Source organism: Klebsiella grimontii (assembly GCF_900200035.1).
Classification (GTDB): Bacteria; Pseudomonadota; Gammaproteobacteria; order Enterobacterales; family Enterobacteriaceae; genus Klebsiella; species Klebsiella grimontii.
Genome location: NZ_FZTC01000052.1, coordinates 176804 through 194002, shown reverse-complemented (window position 1 = coordinate 194002; position 17199 = coordinate 176804). Strand labels below are relative to the sequence as shown.

Below are 17199 nucleotides of genomic sequence, written 5' to 3'. Positions count from 1 at the left end.
CGCGCCGCCTCCGGGAAAACGTCCCGAAGGCATGGCTTTGCGCCTTCGGGCGCGGGCGAACAATTTGAGTATATAATCAGCCTGAAAATGACCGGCGTGGATGGATTTTCGTCGGATATACGTTCAGTTTCAGTGGAGAACCCCCGTTGCGCGTCAGCCGTTCACTTACAATTAAACAGATGGCGATGGTCGCGAGCGTGTCCATGGCGTTTGTACTGGTCTTCTGTTCTATTCTGCTGTTCCACTTCGTTCAGCAGAGTCGCTTTACCACGGCCACGCAGTTAGAAAGCATCGCGCGTTCCGTTCGCGAACCGCTGTCAGCGGCTATCCTGAAAGCCGATATCCCTGAGGCGGAAGCCATTCTGAGCCGTATTCAGCCCGCGGGCATCGTCAGCCGGGCGGATGTCGTGTTGCCCAACCAGTTCCAGGCGCTGCGGATGCGTTTTATTCCCGAACGCCCGGTGCCGGTGACGATCACCCGCATGTTCGAACTGCCGGTGCAGATTTCACTGCCAATTTACTCCCTTGAACGTCCGGCGAACCCGCAGCCGCTGGCCTATCTGGTGCTGCAGGCCGATTCCTACCGCATGTATAAATTCGTCATGAGCGCGCTGGCAACGTTAGTGACTGCTTACTTACTCTTGGTGCTGATTCTGACGGTGGCGATCACCTGGTGTATCAACCGCCTGATCGTCCGCCCGCTGCGTAAAATCGCCCGTGAGCTGAACGATGTCCCGCAGCATGAGCGTTTGGGCCATCAGCTCACGCTGCCGCGTTTACATCATGATGATGAAATCGGCATGCTGGTGCGTAGCTACAACCGCAACCAGCAGACGCTGCTGCGCATGCACGACGAGCTCTCTTTGCAGTCGACCCGTTTCCCGGTATCCGAGCTGCCGAACAAAGCCTTTCTGATGGCCATGCTGGAGCAAACCGTCGCCCGTCCGCAGCCGTCTGCACTGCTGATCGTCGCCTGCGAAACGCTGCAGGATACCGCTGGCGTACTCAAAGAGACGCAGCGCGAAATGCTACTGTTGACGCTCGTCGAAAAGCTGCGGGCGGTTATCCCGACGCAGATGGTGCTGGCCCAGGTGAGCGGCTACGATTTTGCGATTCTGGCCCACGGAATTACCGAACCCTGGCAGGCGGTGACGTTAAGTAAGCAAGTACTTACTGTCTTAAGCGAACGTTTACCGCTGCACGGCATCCAGCTGCGCCCCTGCGCCAGCGTCGGCATTGCGATGTTTCACGGTGAAATTAACGGCGAACAGCTCTATCGCCGGGCGTTTTCCGCCGCCGTCACCGCGCGGCGTAAAGGTAAAAATCAGATTGAGTTCTTCGATCCAGAACAGATGGAAAAAGCGCAGCGCCGCCTGATGGAAGAGCACGATATTTTAACGGCGCTTGATAATCAGCAGTTTGCCATCTGGCTGCAGCCGCAGGTGGATACCGCCAGCGGCGAGGTCTGCGGTGCAGAGGCGCTGCTGCGTCAGCGTCAGGATGACGGGAGCTGGTCGCTGCCGGGCGATCTGATTGAGCGTATCGAAGCCTGCGGCCTGATCGTCCCGGTCGGCTACTGGGTGATGGAAGAGGCCTGCCGACAGCTTGCCGCCTGGCAAAACCAGGGGATCATGTTGCCGCTATCGGTCAACGTGTCGCAGCTACAGCTGCTGCATCACGATCGCGGCGCGGAAATGCTGGCGCTGCTCGCGCGCTATCGTATCGCGCCAGGGACGCTGATACTCGAAGTCACCGAAAGTCGTCGAATAGACGACCCGCAGGCCATGATTTCCCTGCTGCGTCCGCTACGTGAAGCGGGCGTGCGGATCGCGTTGGATGACTTTGGTATGGGCTATGCCGGCCTGCGTCAACTGCAGCATATTAAATCGCTGCCGGTGGATATCCTGAAAATCGATAAAGTCTTTATCGATATGCTACCTGATGACATCAGCATGGTGCCCGCGATTATCCAGCTGGCGCGGGGGCTGAATCTGCACATCGTCGCGGAGGGCGTCGAAACCGATGAGCAGTATCGCTGGCTGCAGGAGGCGGGCGTCGAGACGGTGCAAGGGTATCTTTTTGGCTGCGCCATGCCGCCTGAGGCTTTTATCGCTCGCTTTTTACCCGCCGCCGTAGAGGATGCAAGTTTGTAAACGTATTGTTAGCTTACGCGAGTCAGTTCAAATAAATTAACAATTACATTGCAATTTCATCACTCGTTATTTCTGAAATGTTTCATGGGTGTTATTTTTAAGCCACGGACGCAATACCCCCTCACGGTCTGTGGTTATATCCAAAGGACACCCTATGAAAATCTCTTTCTTTAAAAGCCTCTATGTCCAGGTTCTCTCGGCCATAGCGATCGGTATTCTGCTGGGCCATTTTTACCCGGAACTGGGTGCGCAGATGAAACCCCTCGGCGATGCCTTCGTTAAGCTGATTAAAATGATTATTGCCCCGGTTATCTTCTGTACCGTCGTGACGGGGATTGCCGGGATGGAGAGCATGAAGGCCGTCGGCCGCACCGGCGCGGTGGCGCTGCTCTACTTTGAAATCGTGAGTACTATTGCGCTGATCATCGGCCTGATTATCGTTAACGTGGTGCAACCTGGCGCCGGAATGAACGTTGACCCGGCGACCCTCGACGCGAAGGCCGTGGCGGTTTACGCCGAACAGGCGAAGGACCAGGGGATCGTGGCATTCTTGCTCGATATTATCCCCGGCAGCGTGATTGGCGCTTTCGCCAGCGGCAACATTCTGCAGGTGCTGATGTTTGCGGTGCTGTTTGGTTTCGCGCTGCACCGCCTCGGCAGCAAAGGCCAGCTGATTTTTAACGTTATCGAAAGCTTCTCACAGGTGATCTTCGGCATCATCAATATGATTATGCGCCTGGCGCCGATTGGCGCTTTCGGAGCCATGGCCTTTACCATCGGGAAATACGGCGTCGGTACGCTGGTGCAGCTCGGCCAGCTGATCGTCTGCTTCTACATCACCTGCATCCTGTTTGTGGTGGTGGTGCTGGGGTCAATCGCCAAAGCCACCGGCTTCAGCATCTTTAAATTTATCCGCTATATCCGCGAAGAGCTGCTGATCGTGCTGGGCACCTCTTCATCCGAGTCGGCGCTGCCGCGTATGCTCGATAAGATGGAAAAGCTGGGCTGCCGTAAGTCGGTGGTGGGGCTGGTGATCCCGACGGGGTACTCCTTTAACCTCGATGGAACCTCAATCTACCTGACGATGGCGGCGGTGTTTATCGCTCAGGCCACGAACAGCCATATGGATATTTTCCATCAAATAACCCTGCTGGTGGTGCTGTTGCTCTCCTCGAAGGGCGCGGCGGGGGTAACGGGCAGCGGCTTTATCGTCCTGGCGGCGACGATTTCCGCCGTCGGCCATTTGCCGGTCGCCGGTCTGGCGCTCATCCTCGGCATCGACCGTTTTATGTCCGAGGCGCGCGCGCTGACCAACCTGGTAGGTAACGGCGTAGCGACTATTGTGGTCGCGAAATGGGTTAAAGAGCTGGACTCACAGCAGCTCGATGATGTGCTGAATAACCGTACGCCGGTAAACAAATCGCACGAATTATCCTCATAAATCCATCTGTTAGGCCCATAGTTCCTTGCTGGACTATGGGCTCCTGCGCATAATTAGGGGTCGCTGCCGCATGCGCGGCGGTGACCCTTATGATTATTTCACGTCAACATGCGACATTTTCATCTCCGTGTGGTCTAACCGACGTACTTAACTCACCATATTTTTTCGGCGGCCCTCCCGTGGGCCGCTGTTGTAACCAGGAATGTTCATCAGGGGTTCACATGCAGGGCACAAAAATTCGACTCTTAACCGGTGGTTTGCTGATGTTGGCGACGGTCGGTTATGTGCAGGCAGAAGCGCTCCAGCCGGACCCGGCCTGGCAACAGGGGACACTGGCGAACGGGTTTCAGTGGCAGGTTCTGGCCACCCCGCAGCGTCCCAGCGATCGTATCGAAGTTCGCCTGTCCGTGAATATTGGCTCGCTGAGCGAAAGCACTCAGCAGAGCGGCTTTAGCCACTTTATCCCGCGTCTCGCGCTGACGCAAAACGGCGGCCTCCCGACCATGCAGGCCCGCTCGCTATGGCAGCAGAGTATTGACCCGAAGCGTCCTCTGCCGCCCGCCATCGTCTCTTATGACTACAGTTTGTTTAACCTGAGCCTACCGAATAACCGTAACGATCTGCTGAAAGAAGCGCTGAGCTGGCTGGCCAGCGCCAGCGGTAAAATGTCGATCACCCCGGAAGCGGTCAACCACGCGCTGCAGGGCGAAGATATGGTGGCGACCTGGCCTGCGGATACCAAAGAAGGCTGGTGGCGCTATCGGCTGAAAGGGTCCACCATGCTGGGGCACGATCCGGCGGCGCCGCTGAAGCAGCCGGTGGATATTGCCCAGCTAAAAGACTATTACCACAAGTGGTACACGCCGGATGCCATGACCCTGATTGTGGTCGGCAACGTGGACAGCCGCAGCGTCGCGGAGCAAATCAACAAAACGTTCGGCGGCCTGAAGGGCAAGCGCGAAACGCCGGTGGCGGTTCCTACGCTGTCGCCGCTGCCGACGACGCCGGTCAGCATCATGACCGATGCGGTGCGCCAGGATAAGCTGTCGCTGATGTGGGATGCGCCGTGGCAGCCGATCCGCGACTCGGTAGCGCTACAGCGCTACTGGCGTGACGATCTGGCCCGGGAAGCGCTGTTCTGGCACGTACAGCAGAATCTGAGCAAAAGTAATATTAAGGATATCGGCCTGGGCTTTGACTGCCGCGTCCTCTACCAGCGCGCCCAGTGCGCGATCAATATCGAATCGCCGGGCGAGCGCCTGAACGCCAACTTAACCACCGTAGCGCGCGAGCTGGCGAAAGTACGCGATAACGGCCTGCCGCAGGAGGAGTTTGATGCCCTGATCGCGCAGAAAAACCTCGAGCTACAGAAGCTGTTCGCCACCTATGCGCGCACCGATACCTGGATCCTGATTAGCCAGCGGATGCGTTCGTTGCAAAATCAGGTGGTGGATATCGCGCCCGAGCAGTATCAGAAGCTGCGCCAGGAGTTTCTCAATTCGCTGACGGTCGACATGCTGAACCAGTATCTGCGGCAGCAGCTGTCGCAGGATATGGCGCTGGTATTGCAGCAGCCGCAGGGCGAGCCGGAATACAACATGAAGGATCTGCAGGCGACGTGGGAAAAGCTGATGGCGCCAGCGCCGGCGGCCGCAGCGGCGTCCAGCAGCACCAGTGACGTTGCGCAAGGGCGTAACGAAGCGACGGATATTCCGCCCGTACAGTAAAGCAAAACCGGATAGCGTGGCTATCCGGTGATTTAATGGCAAATCTGTTTTACGTATTGCTCGGGGTTGGCCCGGTGATTTTCCCGGCGGCGCAGGCGCGCTTTGTCCGGGTTAATGCCAGCGCCAGACAGTAGCCTGGCTAAGCGCAGCGCGAGCCGGGAAGCAGCAGCGCCGATTCTTCTGCTACCGTGACTGCGGCATCGCCTCGCGCGGGATAATCGCGCCGCGATACTGGATCACCGTGCTGGCGGTCAGGTGCCCGCGTTTGGCCGCCGACTCAGCATCGCCGCCGGTCAGGCGCACGGCCAGGTAGCCGGCGCTGAAGGAATCGCCCGCCGCGGTGGTATCAACCACTTTCTCTTTCGGCAGCTTAACGGCCGGGACGTCCAGCTGCGGCTGTCCGGCAATCGCCACCAGGCAGGAGTCGGCGCCGCGCTTAACCACCACTTCTTCCACGCCGGCGGCGTGGGTCCGGGCAATCACTTCCGCCACCGGCTTCTCGCCCCACAGCGCGTCTTCGTCATCGAGGGTCAGGAAGGCGATATCGGTGCAGCTCAGCATCTGCTGATAAACCTGCTGCGTCTCCTCTTTGCTGCTCCACAGGCGCGGGCGATAGTTGTTATCAAAGATAACTTTGCCGCCGTTCGCCCGGCACTCGCGCAGCAGGGTCAGCAGCTTCTCGCGGCTGGTTGGGTTAAGGATCGCCAGGCTGATGCCGCTGAGATACAGATAATCAAAGGTCGCCAGCTCTTCACAGATGGCCGCGGACTGCTCGCTCTCCAGCCAGAACTTCGCTGCGGCTTCATTACGCCAGTAGTAAAAGGTGCGCTCGCCGGTATCGTCGGTTTCGATGTAGTAGAGGCCCGGTAGCCGGTCGGCCATGCGCTGAATCAGGTCAGTCTGGACATTCTCGCTCTGCCAGGATTCAAGCATTTGCTGGCTGAAGGTGTCCGTTCCCAGGGCGGTTACGTAGTGCACGCCCAGCGCGCTGGCGTCGGTCTGACGCGCAATGTAGACGGAAGTGTTTAAGGTATCGCCGCCAAAGCCGCGATTTACCGCCGCGCCTTTCTCTGACAGCTCAATCATGCATTCGCCGATGACGGCAATTTTCTTAGACATAGTGATGACCTGAAATTAAATCAATATTAACCCTAGTGTGCGCTGGGCCGCTTTTATGGTCAATGATATTAAAACAACGTTCCATTATTTTTTTGACCTGGCGCGGATTATGTGACGAAAACCTCATTCGGCGGAGCAACTGGCGTTTCTCAACTATATTCAGGACTGGCGATACGCAAAAGGAGTGCAGAAGGGATGAGCAGAACCCGAAAAACCGTTGCTATTATTCTTGGAACGATAGTCATACTGATCGTTTTGTTTTTTATCGTGCTGGCGACCTTTGACTGGAACCGCCTGAAGCCGACGATTAATCAGAAAGTGTCGGCCGAGCTGAACCGCCCGTTCGCGATTCGCGGCGATCTGGGCGTCGTCTGGGAACGCCAGCCCGGCGAAAGCGGCTGGCGAAGCTGGATCCCCTGGCCGCACGTTCACGCCGAAGATATCGTCCTCGGCAACCCGCCTGATATCCCACAGGTCACGATGGTGCACCTGCCGCGCGTTGAGGCGACGCTCGCCCCGCTGGCGCTGCTCAGCAAAACGGTCTACCTGCCGTGGATAAAGCTTGAACAGCCCGACGCGCGACTGATTCGACTGTCGGAGAAGACCAACAACTGGACCTTCGACCTGGCCTCGGCGGGGGCGTCTGAGAAAGATGCGCCGCCTTCCAACTGGTCTTTCCGTCTCGACAATATTCTTTTTGACCGCGGCAAGATTGCTATCGACGACAAGGTGTCGCGCGCAGACCTGACGATTGTGGTTGACCCGCTCGGTAAGCCGCTGGCGTTTAGTGAAGTGACCGGTGAAAAGGGGAAAGGGCAGTCGCAGAAAGTCGGCGATTACGTCTTCGGCCTGCAGGCGAAAGGCAGCTACAACGGACAGCCGCTCGCCGGTAACGGAAAAATCGGCGGTATGCTGGCGCTGCGCAGCGAAGGTACGCCGTTCCCGCTGCAGGGGGATTTTCGTTCCGGCACTACCCGGGTCGCTTTTATCGGCACGGTCAGCGACCCGCTTAACCTCGGCGGCGTCGATCTACGGTTGAAGTTTTCCGGCGATTCGCTGGGCGATCTCTACGACCTGACCGGCGTGCTGCTGCCGGATACGCCGGCGTTTTCGACCGACGGGCATCTACGGGCCACCTTCAAGGATAAGGCCGGTTCACGCTTCGCCTATCAGGATTTTAATGGCCGTATCGGCGAGAGCGATATCCACGGTTCGCTGACCTACACCACCGGCAAACCCCGGCCTAAGCTGGAGGGCGATCTCGAGTCCAGGCAGCTAAGGCTGGCGGATCTGGGGCCGCTAATCGGCGTCGACTCCGGCGGCAAAGGGAGCAAAACCGAACAGCGTAAAGGCGAGTCTTCTCCGCAGCCAGCCGGAAAAGTGTTGCCGTATGACCGCTTTGAAACCGACAAGTGGCAAGTGATGGATGCCGATGTGCGCTTTAAAGGGCGGCGCATTGAGCACGGCGGCACGCTGCCCATCAGCGACCTCTCCACCCACGTGATCCTCGAACGGGGCGACCTGCGCCTGCAGCCGCTGCGTCTGGGGCTGGCCAACGGCACCATTGCCGGCAGCATTCATCTGGAGGGGGATAAAAAACCGCTGCAGGGGACGGCGAACCTGCAGGCGCGCCGCATGAAACTGAAAGCGCTGATGCCAAACGTGGAGATGATGCAGAAAACCCTCGGCGAAATGAACGGCGATGTGCAGCTTCGCGGTACCGGCAACTCCGTCGCCGCGCTGCTGGGCAACAGTAACGGTAACCTGAAGCTGCTGATGAACGACGGGCTAATCAGCCGCAACCTGATGGAAATCCTCGGTCTGAACGTCGGTAACTATATCATCGGGCAGATCTTTGGCGACGATGAGGTGCGGGTAAACTGCGCGGCGGCCAATATCGACGTGGTCAACGGCGTCGCCCGGCCGCAGGTGTTCGCGTTTGATACCGAAAACGCGCTGATCAACGTCACCGGGACCGCCAGCTTTGCATCGGAGCAGCTGGACCTCACTATCGATCCGGAGAGTAAGGGCTTTCGTATTATCACCCTGCGTTCCCCGCTGTACGTTCGCGGCAGCTTTAAGTCGCCGAACGCGGGCGTGAAGGCGGGTCCGCTGATTGCGCGCGGCGCGGTGGCGGCAGCGCTGGCGACGCTGGTGACGCCAGCCGCCGCGCTGCTGGCGCTGATCTCACCCGCCGAAGGCGAGGCGAATCAGTGCCGGACCATACTGTCGCAGATGAAAAAATAGTCGGAAAGGAGACTCCCCTGGCCGGATGGTCAGGGGAGCGGGCGGAGAATTACAGCGACTGGTGGCGCGTTTCGTGAGTCAGCAACAGCGCGATCATCGTCAGCGCCGCCATGGCGGCCAGATAGAGTCCGACCGCAGGCAGACCGTAGTTGCCCTGCAGCCAGGCGGCGATATACGGCGCCACGGACGCCCCGAGGATCGACGAGACGTTGTAGGAGAACGATGCGCCGGTATAGCGAACTTCCGTCGGGAACAGCTCCGGCAGCAGCGCGCCCATTGGGCCAAACGTCAGCCCCATCAGGCTCAGGCCAATCAGCAGGAAGGCAAAGACCAGCAGCGGGTTGCCGGAACCAAGCAGCGGTTTAAAGGCAAACAGCGCGAAGAGAATGATCAGGGTAGTGATCACCACCATGCTCTTACGACGACCGAATGCATCCGCCAGCAGGCCGGCAACCGGCACCATCACGCCAAAACCGATAACCGCCATCATCAGCATCCACAGCACTTCGTTACGCGGCAAACCGAGGCCAATCGGCGCGGCGGCGGTACTGAAGGTCATGGAGTAGACGGTCATGATGTAAAACAGCGTGTAGGTCGCCAGCATGATAAAGGTGCCGAGCACCGTCACGCGGACGTGTTTGGTCAGCAGCGTGCCCAGCGGAATTTTGACCTGTTTCTTCGCGGCGGCAACCTTAGCGAATACCGGCGATTCGTGCAGCGAAACGCGGACGTACAGGCCGATAATCACCAGCACGGCGGAGAAGATAAACGGCATACGCCAGCCCCACTCCATAAACTGCTGGTCGGTCAGCAGCCAGGAGAGCAGCAGGAAGGTGCCGTTAGCGAAGAAGAAGCCAATCGGCGCGCCCAGCTGCGGGAAAGAGCCGTACAGCGCGCGCTTGCGCGGCGGAGCGTTTTCCGTCGCCAGCAGCGCCGCGCCGCCCCATTCGCCGCCAAGGCCGAGCCCCTGGCCAAAGCGCGCCAGCGCCAGCAGCACCGGCGCCATAATACCAATGGTTTCATAGCCGGGCAGCAGACCGATAACCACGGTAGAGATCCCCATCGTCAGCAGCGAGGCCACCAGAGTCGTTTTACGGCCTACGCGGTCGCCGAAGTGGCCAAATACCGCGGAGCCGATAGGGCGGGCGATAAAGGCGATAGCGAAGGTGGCCAGCGATTGTAGCGTCGCGGCGGCGGGATCGCCCTGCGGGAAGAATATATGTGGAAATACAATAACTGCCGCGGTGGCGTAGATATAGAAGTCGAAGAACTCGATGGCGGTGCCAATGAGTGAGGCGACGACGACTTTATTGCGTGAGTTAACCGGAACGGTGTCCTGCGCGTTGTCGAGTGTGGTGGCTGTGGCTTGCATAGATCTTTCTTATTTTTTGCGAACGAAAGGCCATATAGCCACAGCCTTGGGGACATTTCAATCTGTAACAAGGGGTGGGGGAGGTTAAAAAATAGGCAAAAAGTGAATAATTTCTGTGCCAGAAAAATAACTTCTATGAAATGCTTCACATAATTCAAATAATGGTCAATAAAACCAGGTTTAGGTTAAATAAAAGTTACACGTTGGATTTATATGCTGAAATGCCAGGTTGGGCTGAATTTTGCGTCTTTTATTCAGCCCAATAATGATTTAGTCGTGGGCTTTACCCGGCATCCGGCGGTCGTCTTTATATTCGGCGGTGGCAATCCATGCGGCGCAGAACAGCGTCAGGCGGGCAAAGAAATAAAAGAAGGCCATTATCCCCAACACCGAGCCGAACGCCGCCCCGGAGGGGGATTTCACCAGCGCCGGCAGCGTCCAGGTCATGATGATTTTGATTATCTCAAAGCCGACGGCCGCAATCAGAGTGCCGCGAATCAGCGCCTTGCGGCGAGGGCGGTGGCGCGGGAGCCGCCAGAAAATCCAGAAAAACAGCAGATAGTTAGCGAAGATGGAAATCGCCAGGCCAATCAGCCGCCACGCCGGTTTCAGCCACTCAATGTAATCAAGGTAAAGCGCCGAGATAATCATCTGCTGGGCCGAGCCGGCGATGGAGGTGATCGACAAGGTAATGACCAGCGCCACCAGCAGGCCGATCAGCGAGATAAAGTCGCGGAAATATTTGACCCAGATTTTCTCCTGATCCTGCGGCGTGCGCTCCCAGACGTCGCGCGACTGGGCGCGGATGGCCTCACGCAGGTTGCCCATCCAGTTAATGCCGGAGTAGAGCGCCACCAGCAGGCCGACGATACCGACGGCGGTACGCTGCTGTACGGCGGTATTGATGGTATTTTTCAGCGTTGCCGCCAGCGTCGGGTCGCTAACGTTCAGCAGGATTTTATCGAAGATGTCCTGTAGCAGCGTGGGATGCGAGGCGAGAACAAAACCGGCGGCCGCAAAAGAGACCATCAGGATCGGGATCATCGATAAAAACGAGAAGTAGGTGATTGCCGCGCCAAACTGATTACCCAGCCTGTCGTTAAAGCGCTCCGCGGCGCGGATGATATGGGCGACCATATGGTTACGCTGAACTTTTTCCGCCGTTCCGGTGACGCTTTTCAGCGCCTGGTTGGCTTTTTTCGCCACGGTAGAGTCGTTTATCGCAGCCATCGCGCTTTTGTTTTTATCCGGCTGCTGGCCCGGATCCTCGGTTGGGCGTTGAGCGTCGTTTTCCGGCGTCATAAATTATTTCTTCCTTTTTTACAGCGGTATTCATCAAAATTATATACGTAAAATCGCGGATAAGGCGTACCGGGGCCATCGGGTCTATGAATCCGAGAGCGGTTGAAGCGCGCTCTTCTGCCATTGTCCAGGCCTGCGGGAAGTTGATAATGCAATGATATAGTTGATTTTTTATTCTTATTCAGGCCTCACCCGCCATCCGGCAGAAAATATCGGCACCCTCTCAAATACGGATTTTTCATCATGCGGACTAATCAACATAGTTTTTCATCATCCCGCCGAGCCACTCCATAAACAGATGTACCCGCCGCGAGAGATTACGCCGGTGCGGGTAAATGAGCGACACCGGCAGCGGTTCGGCGCGGTAGTGGGGAAGAATTTCGATCAGTTCGCCGGTGCGCAGCATTTCGCGAACGCCTATCCGTGGAACCTGAATAATCCCCAGTCCGGCCAGACACGACGCCTGATAGGTCTCGGTACTATTGACCGTAAGCACGCCGCCCGCTTTAACCCAGCGAACCGCGCCATCGCTGACCACTTCAAATCCGAGCGGACGAACGCCCAGATTGCTGGCGTAGTGGATCAGCGCATGATCCGCGAGATCGTCCAGCGACTGCGGATAGCCAAAGCGCGTCAGGTACTGCGGACTGGCGCAGTTAATTTGCGTGAGCTTGCCTAGCGGCCGCGCGATCAGCCCGGAATCTTTCAGCGTACCGACGCGCACCACGCAGTCAAAGCCCTCGCGGACCACGTCGACTAACCGATCGCTGCTGCTGAGCTCCAGTTCGATGCCCGGATACTGCTGCAAAAACGCCGGCAGCTGCGGAATGACCAGCTTTTTCGCCACTGCGACGGGCATATCAACCCGCAGACGCCCGCTGATGCTGGAGGGGTCGAGCTGAAACATACCGTCGAGCTCCTCAAGATTGCTCAGCAGGTCTCTGGCGCGTTCGTAGTAGACCATGCCGTCCTGGGTCAGCTGCACCCGGCGGGTCGTGCGGTGCAGCAGGCGAGCGCCAAGGTGGCTCTCGAGCGCCTGAATCTGGCGCGATACGCTCCCTTTCGGCAGGCCAAGGGTGTCGGCGGCGCGGGAAAAACTTTCCAGCTCCGCTACCCTAATGAACAGCTGCATTGCGTGAATTTTATCCATCCCGGCGGCCTATTGTTGTTCTTCGGGAAACAGTAAAACGTAATTTGCCATATTTATTGTTTTTATAGCAGCTAATAAGCTCTTTAACTCTGCAAATGCAACCGAGAAGGGGTTTTCTGATGATACAACGTATCGCTTTAGTCACCGGCGGCAGCCGTGGATTGGGAAAAAACGCCGCATTGAAGCTGGCTGCGAAGGGAACTGATATTATTCTGACCTGGCGCAGCAACCAGCAGGCTGCGCTGGACGTGGTGGCTGAAATTGAGCGAACGGGCGTGAAAGCCGCGGCATTACCGTTAAACGTCGGTGATGTCGGCAGTTTCGACGCTTTTGCTCAGCAGGTGGCGGAGGTGCTGCAGGAGCGCTGGAAACGGGATACCTTCGACTATTTATTGAACAATGCCGGAATCGGTCTGAATATTCCTTTTGCTGAAACCAGCGAAGCGCAGTTTGATGAATTAATGAACATCCAGTTTAAGGGGCCGTTCTTCCTCACCCAACGCCTGCTGCCGTTATTGCAGGACGGGGGGCGGATCCTCAATGTTTCCAGCGGGCTGGCGCGTTTTGCTCTGCCGGGCTACGCGGCCTATGCCTCAATGAAAGGCGCGATGGAGGTGCTGACGCGCTATCAGGCGAAGGAGCTAGGGGCACGCGGAATTTCGGTCAATATCATCGCGCCTGGCGCGATTGAAACCGATTTTGGCGGCGGCGTCGTAAGGGATAACGCTCAGGTGAATCAGCATATTGCCGCGCAAACGGCGCTGGGAAGAGTAGGGCTTCCGGATGATATTGGCGATGCCATCGCCGCGCTACTGAGCGATGACTTGCGCTGGATGAACGCCCAGCGCGTAGAAGTGTCAGGCGGGATGTTTTTGTGATCGAGCGCCCCGCCATCGATGATGGCGGGGCAACGCGCATTTCATGCGTTTTCTTACTCCGTAACATACATTCCTGATTTTGCCATCGCCTGCGTTTCCGGGTTCGTTTAAAATAGAAAAATTAATATTGTGTTTATTCTTTTCTTGCCCGGTAATTAAGGATTTCCTTAATTTAAGTGTAATAATTATTGTGAATGAGTAATGGTATCAACAAGGCCTGTAACTATTCATTGTTATGATATTTAGTTAATTCTCTCTATCGGTAAAATGCCCCGGGCCAAACAGCGAGCGCTTATTTTACTTGCTGATATTCCCCTCCCCCTGATTAAATCGGGCATTTCTTTGATGGAGATAAATCCATGCAGGTAATCATGTTTGACAGGCAGTCGATATTTATTCATGGCATGAAAATTGGCCTTCAGCAATACATTCCCGAAATTGATCTTTTTGGCACCTGTCAGCCTGAACAGCTCTGGCAGATGCTGACGGCGCACCCTGACGCGCTGCTCATTCTGGATGGTGATATGCACAGCGAGTTTTGTTGTTGGTTGTTGCAGGAAAAACAGCTTCGCTTCCCGCAATCTCAGGTACTGCTGACTGTTTCTGACAATAATAAGAGCTGGCTACAGCGCGCGCTGCCTTACAATGTGCGGGGCATCGTGCAACGCGAGGAAGGTTTGCAAACTTTCGCTCAGGCGATCAACAGCGTCCTGTTGGGACTGCTCCGTCTACCGGGCGATTGGCTAATGACGGCGGAAGCGCGGGATAATAAATGGGTTCATTTAAGCCAGCGCCAGCGTGAGGTTTTACAACTGCTGGCCGCCGGTGATTCAAATAAAGAGATTAGCCGTACGTTAAATATTAGCGTCGGCACGGTAAAGGCCCATCTTGAGTCGCTCTATCGCCGGCTTAACGTGAAGAATCGTACCCAGGCGGCGATGATTTTTAATAGCATTAGCGAAACTTAATCGGTGCAGGCTTTGAATCGTGCGCACTCTTCGCGCCGCTGTTCGCGGCCGCTGCGAATATTTCCCCATGCGTTCAACGCTTCAGCGAACCGCTGATGGTTAAGATGGGTCAAAACAATATTAAGCGCCGGAGACGCCGCCCCGCAGCTAAAGGCTAAAGAGACCAGCGCATCATATTGCGCTTGATTAAGCGTAACCCGCAGGCTGCGCTTAAGCTCGCGCTGGCATTGCAGTAGATCCACAGTAAGTAAGGTCTCCGCGACCTCGCGCGTGAAGTGGCTGAACGTTTCATAGTCGTTGAGAACATGGCCGTAGCCAATCACGCGCAGGCCGCTTTCGTCCCGATAGGGGACGAGCGCTAATCCCTGGGCGCGCTTAATAAACTCAAGGCCCTGCAGGCTTAGCGGCGGTATCGTTGGGGACATTTATTGCCTTCCTCTGTTGTCGGCCTGCAGTGTAGAGGAAAAGCTCGTCGCCCCCTATTCGCCAGATGGCCCAGGCTAGTTGTAATCGCGGCGCAGCAGGCCAAAAAGCCAATCGTTGTGCCAGCGACCGTTGAGCCAGTAGCATTCGCGTAGCTCGCCTTCCTGGTGAAAACCCACCTTCTGGAGCAGATTTTTGGATGCCAGGTTGCCCGCGGTGACGGTTGCCGTAAGCCGCCGGATGCCGCCCGTGGAGAAGGCGTAATCGCATAGCGCGCGCAGAGATTCATAGCCGTAACCCTTGCCCTGTGCATGGGGAGCGAACAGAAAACCCGCTTCAGCGCTGTCGGGGGCATGGTGATGATAACCGGTGAGGCCAAGGGGGGCGTGGGTATAGCGGTCGCGTACCACCAGGCACAGCCAGTGGGGCGCCCCCGGCGACCACGCGGGAAGCCGCGAATCAAAAGCATCGCGAATTTCCGCTACCGGGCGAGGATCCGCGACGTAGAGCATGACCTGGGGGTCTTGCTGTAGGCTGAGAAAAAAGGGCCAGTCGTCAAGCTGCAGCGGCGAGCAGCGCAGGCGTGGGGTAACCAGTTCAGGCATGGCAAGAGTTCCGGCGAAAGTCGATGCCATGAACATAGCAGGACATCGACCCCGGGAATAGCGCGCTTTTACAACGGCTCGCCGTACAGGCCGATAAGCCGGCGCACCACGCCGTTGGTCCAGCCGAAGCCGTCCTGGAGGGGATATTCACCCCCTCCGCCTTCGTGGGGCGTGGCGCTGGCGATATGGTACTTTTCAATCAGCTTGTAGTGCTGTTTATAGTAATGATTCACCGTTTGCAGCCAGCTCTGCGCTATCTCATCGCCGAGCGGATCCTGGCCGTACATTTTAAAACCCTGTACCGCCATCCACTGCAGCGGCGCCCAGCCGTTGGGTTTATCCCACTGTTCGCCGCTTTCATATTCGGTCGCCATAATACCGCCCGGAGTGAGCAGGCGGGCGCGTACCGCGTCGGCGAGCCTGTCGGCCTGTTCATGGGTCGCCATGCCGACGTAGAGCGCGACGATGCTGGCGGCGGAAAACAGCGCCAGCTGCTCGCGGCGCCAGTCGTAATCGCGAAAACAGCCGCTCTCGTCATCCCACAGATAGCGGGTCACCGCCGCCCGGCGGTCGCTGGCCTTCTGGCGAAACGCGGCCTCTGTTTCCCGATCGCCCTTGAGGCCGGAGAGGTTGGCGATGGTGTTCTCCAGCTTGAACAGGAAGGCGTTCAAATCGATGGGGATAAACTGGGTGGTACGGATGCTCGCCAGCCGGGTGATATCGCGCAGCCAGCGGCTGGAGTAATCCCAGCCGGATTCCGCTCCGGCGCGCAGGTCGCGATAGACCTCGTTCGGCGGGCGGCCGGAGTGTTTTGCCGTTTCGACATCTTCCCGCCATGACTCATCGCGCGGCGTATCGCGATCGTCCCAGTAGCGGTTTAGCAGCGAGCCGTCCGGCATACGCACCACGTGGCGGTAGGCCTGATTGGGGATCAGCGATTCCGCGCCGTCCATCCAGAAGCTGTACTCCATCTGCAGATGGTCAAGGTACCGTTTAGCGCCGCGGACGCCATCTTCTTCAAACAGTTCAACCATCAATGCAAAGACCGGGGGCTGCGAGCGGCTGAGATAATAAGTGCGGTTGCCGTTGGGAATATGGCCGTAGATTTCAATCATCCACGCGAAGTTGTCGGCCATGCACTTCAGCAGATCTTCGCGGCCGCTTTCCGCCAGCCCGAGCATGGTGAAGTAGGAATCCCAGTAGTAGGTTTCGCTAAAACGGCCGCCGGGAACGATATATGACTGCGGCAGCGCCAGCAGCGACGACCAGGGAATATGATCCTGCGGCTCGCGGGTCAGCACGGGCCACAGGTTATCAATATGCTCTTTTAACGATCGATTAGGATCGGAGACGTAATCCTCGGCGCGGCTATCCGGCAGCCAAAAGTGATCTTCAACGAACTGGCGGAGATCGAATCCGGGAGTGCGCCTTACGCGACGGTAGTGAATCAAAATATCCAGCGGGTCCTGCTTCGGCGCGCAGTCAGGGAAGGTTTTGCTATCGGCGAAAATGCGTGACTTCTGGACGTGAGCGAACAGTTCCAGATAGCGATCGGCAGGGGTCAGGGCATCCGAGGCGGGCAGCCCTTCAATGATCTCCGGTTCGGGTTCGGCGTCGAACATTTCATCCAGCTTTAACTCATACGGATCGGCTTCGTAGCACGGATCGTTTTCGATCCTGAGCTCATCGTCATCAACGTTGCGTAATTTCTGGCTGAACATAGTGGTACGGACCTCCGGATTGCGTCAGTAGAGGATGCCGGGCGCGCCCGACCTGTCTATTAAGCTTAGACATTCGCAGCGGGAAACGAAAAG

General features: G+C 57.3%; 13 protein-coding genes. 6 read left to right on the top strand and 7 right to left on the bottom strand.

All coding sequences use genetic code 11. The features are described 5' to 3' along the window. Positions 1-146: 146 nt before the first annotated feature. The 3 genes from hmsP (at position 147) to KOSB73_RS29325 (ending at position 5321) form a co-directional block, all read left to right on the top strand. Complete coding sequence (gene hmsP / locus KOSB73_RS29335; RefSeq protein WP_049086114.1) at positions 147-2153, top strand: biofilm formation regulator HmsP; 2007 nt, start codon at positions 147-149, stop codon at positions 2151-2153. Positions 2154-2307: 154 nt separating this feature from the next. Further along, positions 2308-3594: a dicarboxylate/amino acid:cation symporter gene (locus KOSB73_RS29330; RefSeq protein WP_004126321.1), complete on the top strand. Its 1287-nt coding sequence runs from the start codon at positions 2308-2310 to the stop codon at positions 3592-3594. Between the two features lie 221 nt (positions 3595-3815). After that, on the top strand, positions 3816-5321 hold the full coding sequence (locus KOSB73_RS29325; RefSeq protein WP_049090204.1) for a M16 family metallopeptidase: 1506 nt from the start codon (positions 3816-3818) through the stop codon (positions 5319-5321). Between the two features lie 183 nt (positions 5322-5504). Here the strand turns inward: KOSB73_RS29325 and kdgK are convergent, their stop codons facing one another. Further along, entirely contained in the window at positions 5505-6440 is a 936-nt protein-coding gene (gene kdgK / locus KOSB73_RS29320; RefSeq protein WP_004134245.1) for a 2-dehydro-3-deoxygluconokinase, read from the bottom strand. Positions 6441-6635: 195 nt separating this feature from the next. On the opposite strand from kdgK, the gene KOSB73_RS29310 reads away from it, so the two are divergent. Beyond that, entirely contained in the window at positions 6636-8687 is a 2052-nt protein-coding gene (locus KOSB73_RS29310; RefSeq protein ID WP_098141396.1) for an AsmA family protein, read from the top strand. A 49-nt stretch (positions 8688-8736) separates the two neighbouring features. On the opposite strand, the gene KOSB73_RS29305 is transcribed toward KOSB73_RS29310, so the two are convergent. From KOSB73_RS29305 to KOSB73_RS29295, 3 genes are all read right to left on the bottom strand, one after another. Beyond that, the gene (locus KOSB73_RS29305) at positions 8737-10059 is read right to left on the bottom strand and encodes an MFS transporter (RefSeq protein ID WP_004134247.1); all 1323 of its coding nucleotides are present in this window, start codon (positions 10057-10059) and stop codon (positions 8737-8739) included. Between the two features lie 270 nt (positions 10060-10329). Further along, positions 10330-11361 carry an inner membrane protein YhjD gene (gene yhjD, locus KOSB73_RS29300; protein ID WP_004134249.1) on the bottom strand — a complete coding sequence of 344 codons (1032 nt, stop codon included), beginning with the start codon at positions 11359-11361 and terminating at the stop codon, positions 10330-10332. A gap of 250 nt (positions 11362-11611) precedes the next feature. Then, positions 11612-12511 (bottom strand): LysR family transcriptional regulator, encoded by a 900-nt coding sequence (locus KOSB73_RS29295; RefSeq protein ID WP_024359777.1) that lies wholly within the window; start codon positions 12509-12511, stop codon positions 11612-11614. Between the two features lie 119 nt (positions 12512-12630). Here KOSB73_RS29295 and KOSB73_RS29290 point away from each other — a divergent pair, with 119 nt between their 5' ends. Both KOSB73_RS29290 and KOSB73_RS29285 read left to right on the top strand, forming a co-directional pair. Next, positions 12631-13389, top strand: coding sequence for an SDR family NAD(P)-dependent oxidoreductase (locus KOSB73_RS29290; RefSeq protein ID WP_098066176.1), 759 nt, complete (start codon positions 12631-12633; stop codon positions 13387-13389). Positions 13390-13748: 359 nt separating this feature from the next. Next, positions 13749-14357: a response regulator transcription factor gene (locus KOSB73_RS29285; RefSeq protein ID WP_024359779.1), complete on the top strand. Its 609-nt coding sequence runs from the start codon at positions 13749-13751 to the stop codon at positions 14355-14357. Here the strand turns inward: KOSB73_RS29285 and KOSB73_RS29280 are convergent. From KOSB73_RS29280 to KOSB73_RS29270, 3 genes are all read right to left on the bottom strand, one after another. Beyond that, positions 14354-14782, bottom strand: coding sequence for a lysozyme (locus KOSB73_RS29280; RefSeq protein ID WP_024359780.1), 429 nt, complete (start codon positions 14780-14782; stop codon positions 14354-14356). The two genes, KOSB73_RS29285 and KOSB73_RS29280, sit on opposite strands and share 4 nt — an antisense overlap. Positions 14783-14857: 75 nt before the next feature. Beyond that, the gene (locus KOSB73_RS29275; RefSeq protein ID WP_064410563.1) at positions 14858-15385 is read right to left on the bottom strand and encodes a GNAT family N-acetyltransferase; all 528 of its coding nucleotides are present in this window, start codon (positions 15383-15385) and stop codon (positions 14858-14860) included. 68 nt (positions 15386-15453) lie between these two features. Next, positions 15454-17106 (bottom strand): alpha,alpha-trehalase, encoded by a 1653-nt coding sequence (locus KOSB73_RS29270; RefSeq protein ID WP_004134262.1) that lies wholly within the window; start codon positions 17104-17106, stop codon positions 15454-15456. Positions 17107-17199: the final 93 nt, after the last annotated feature.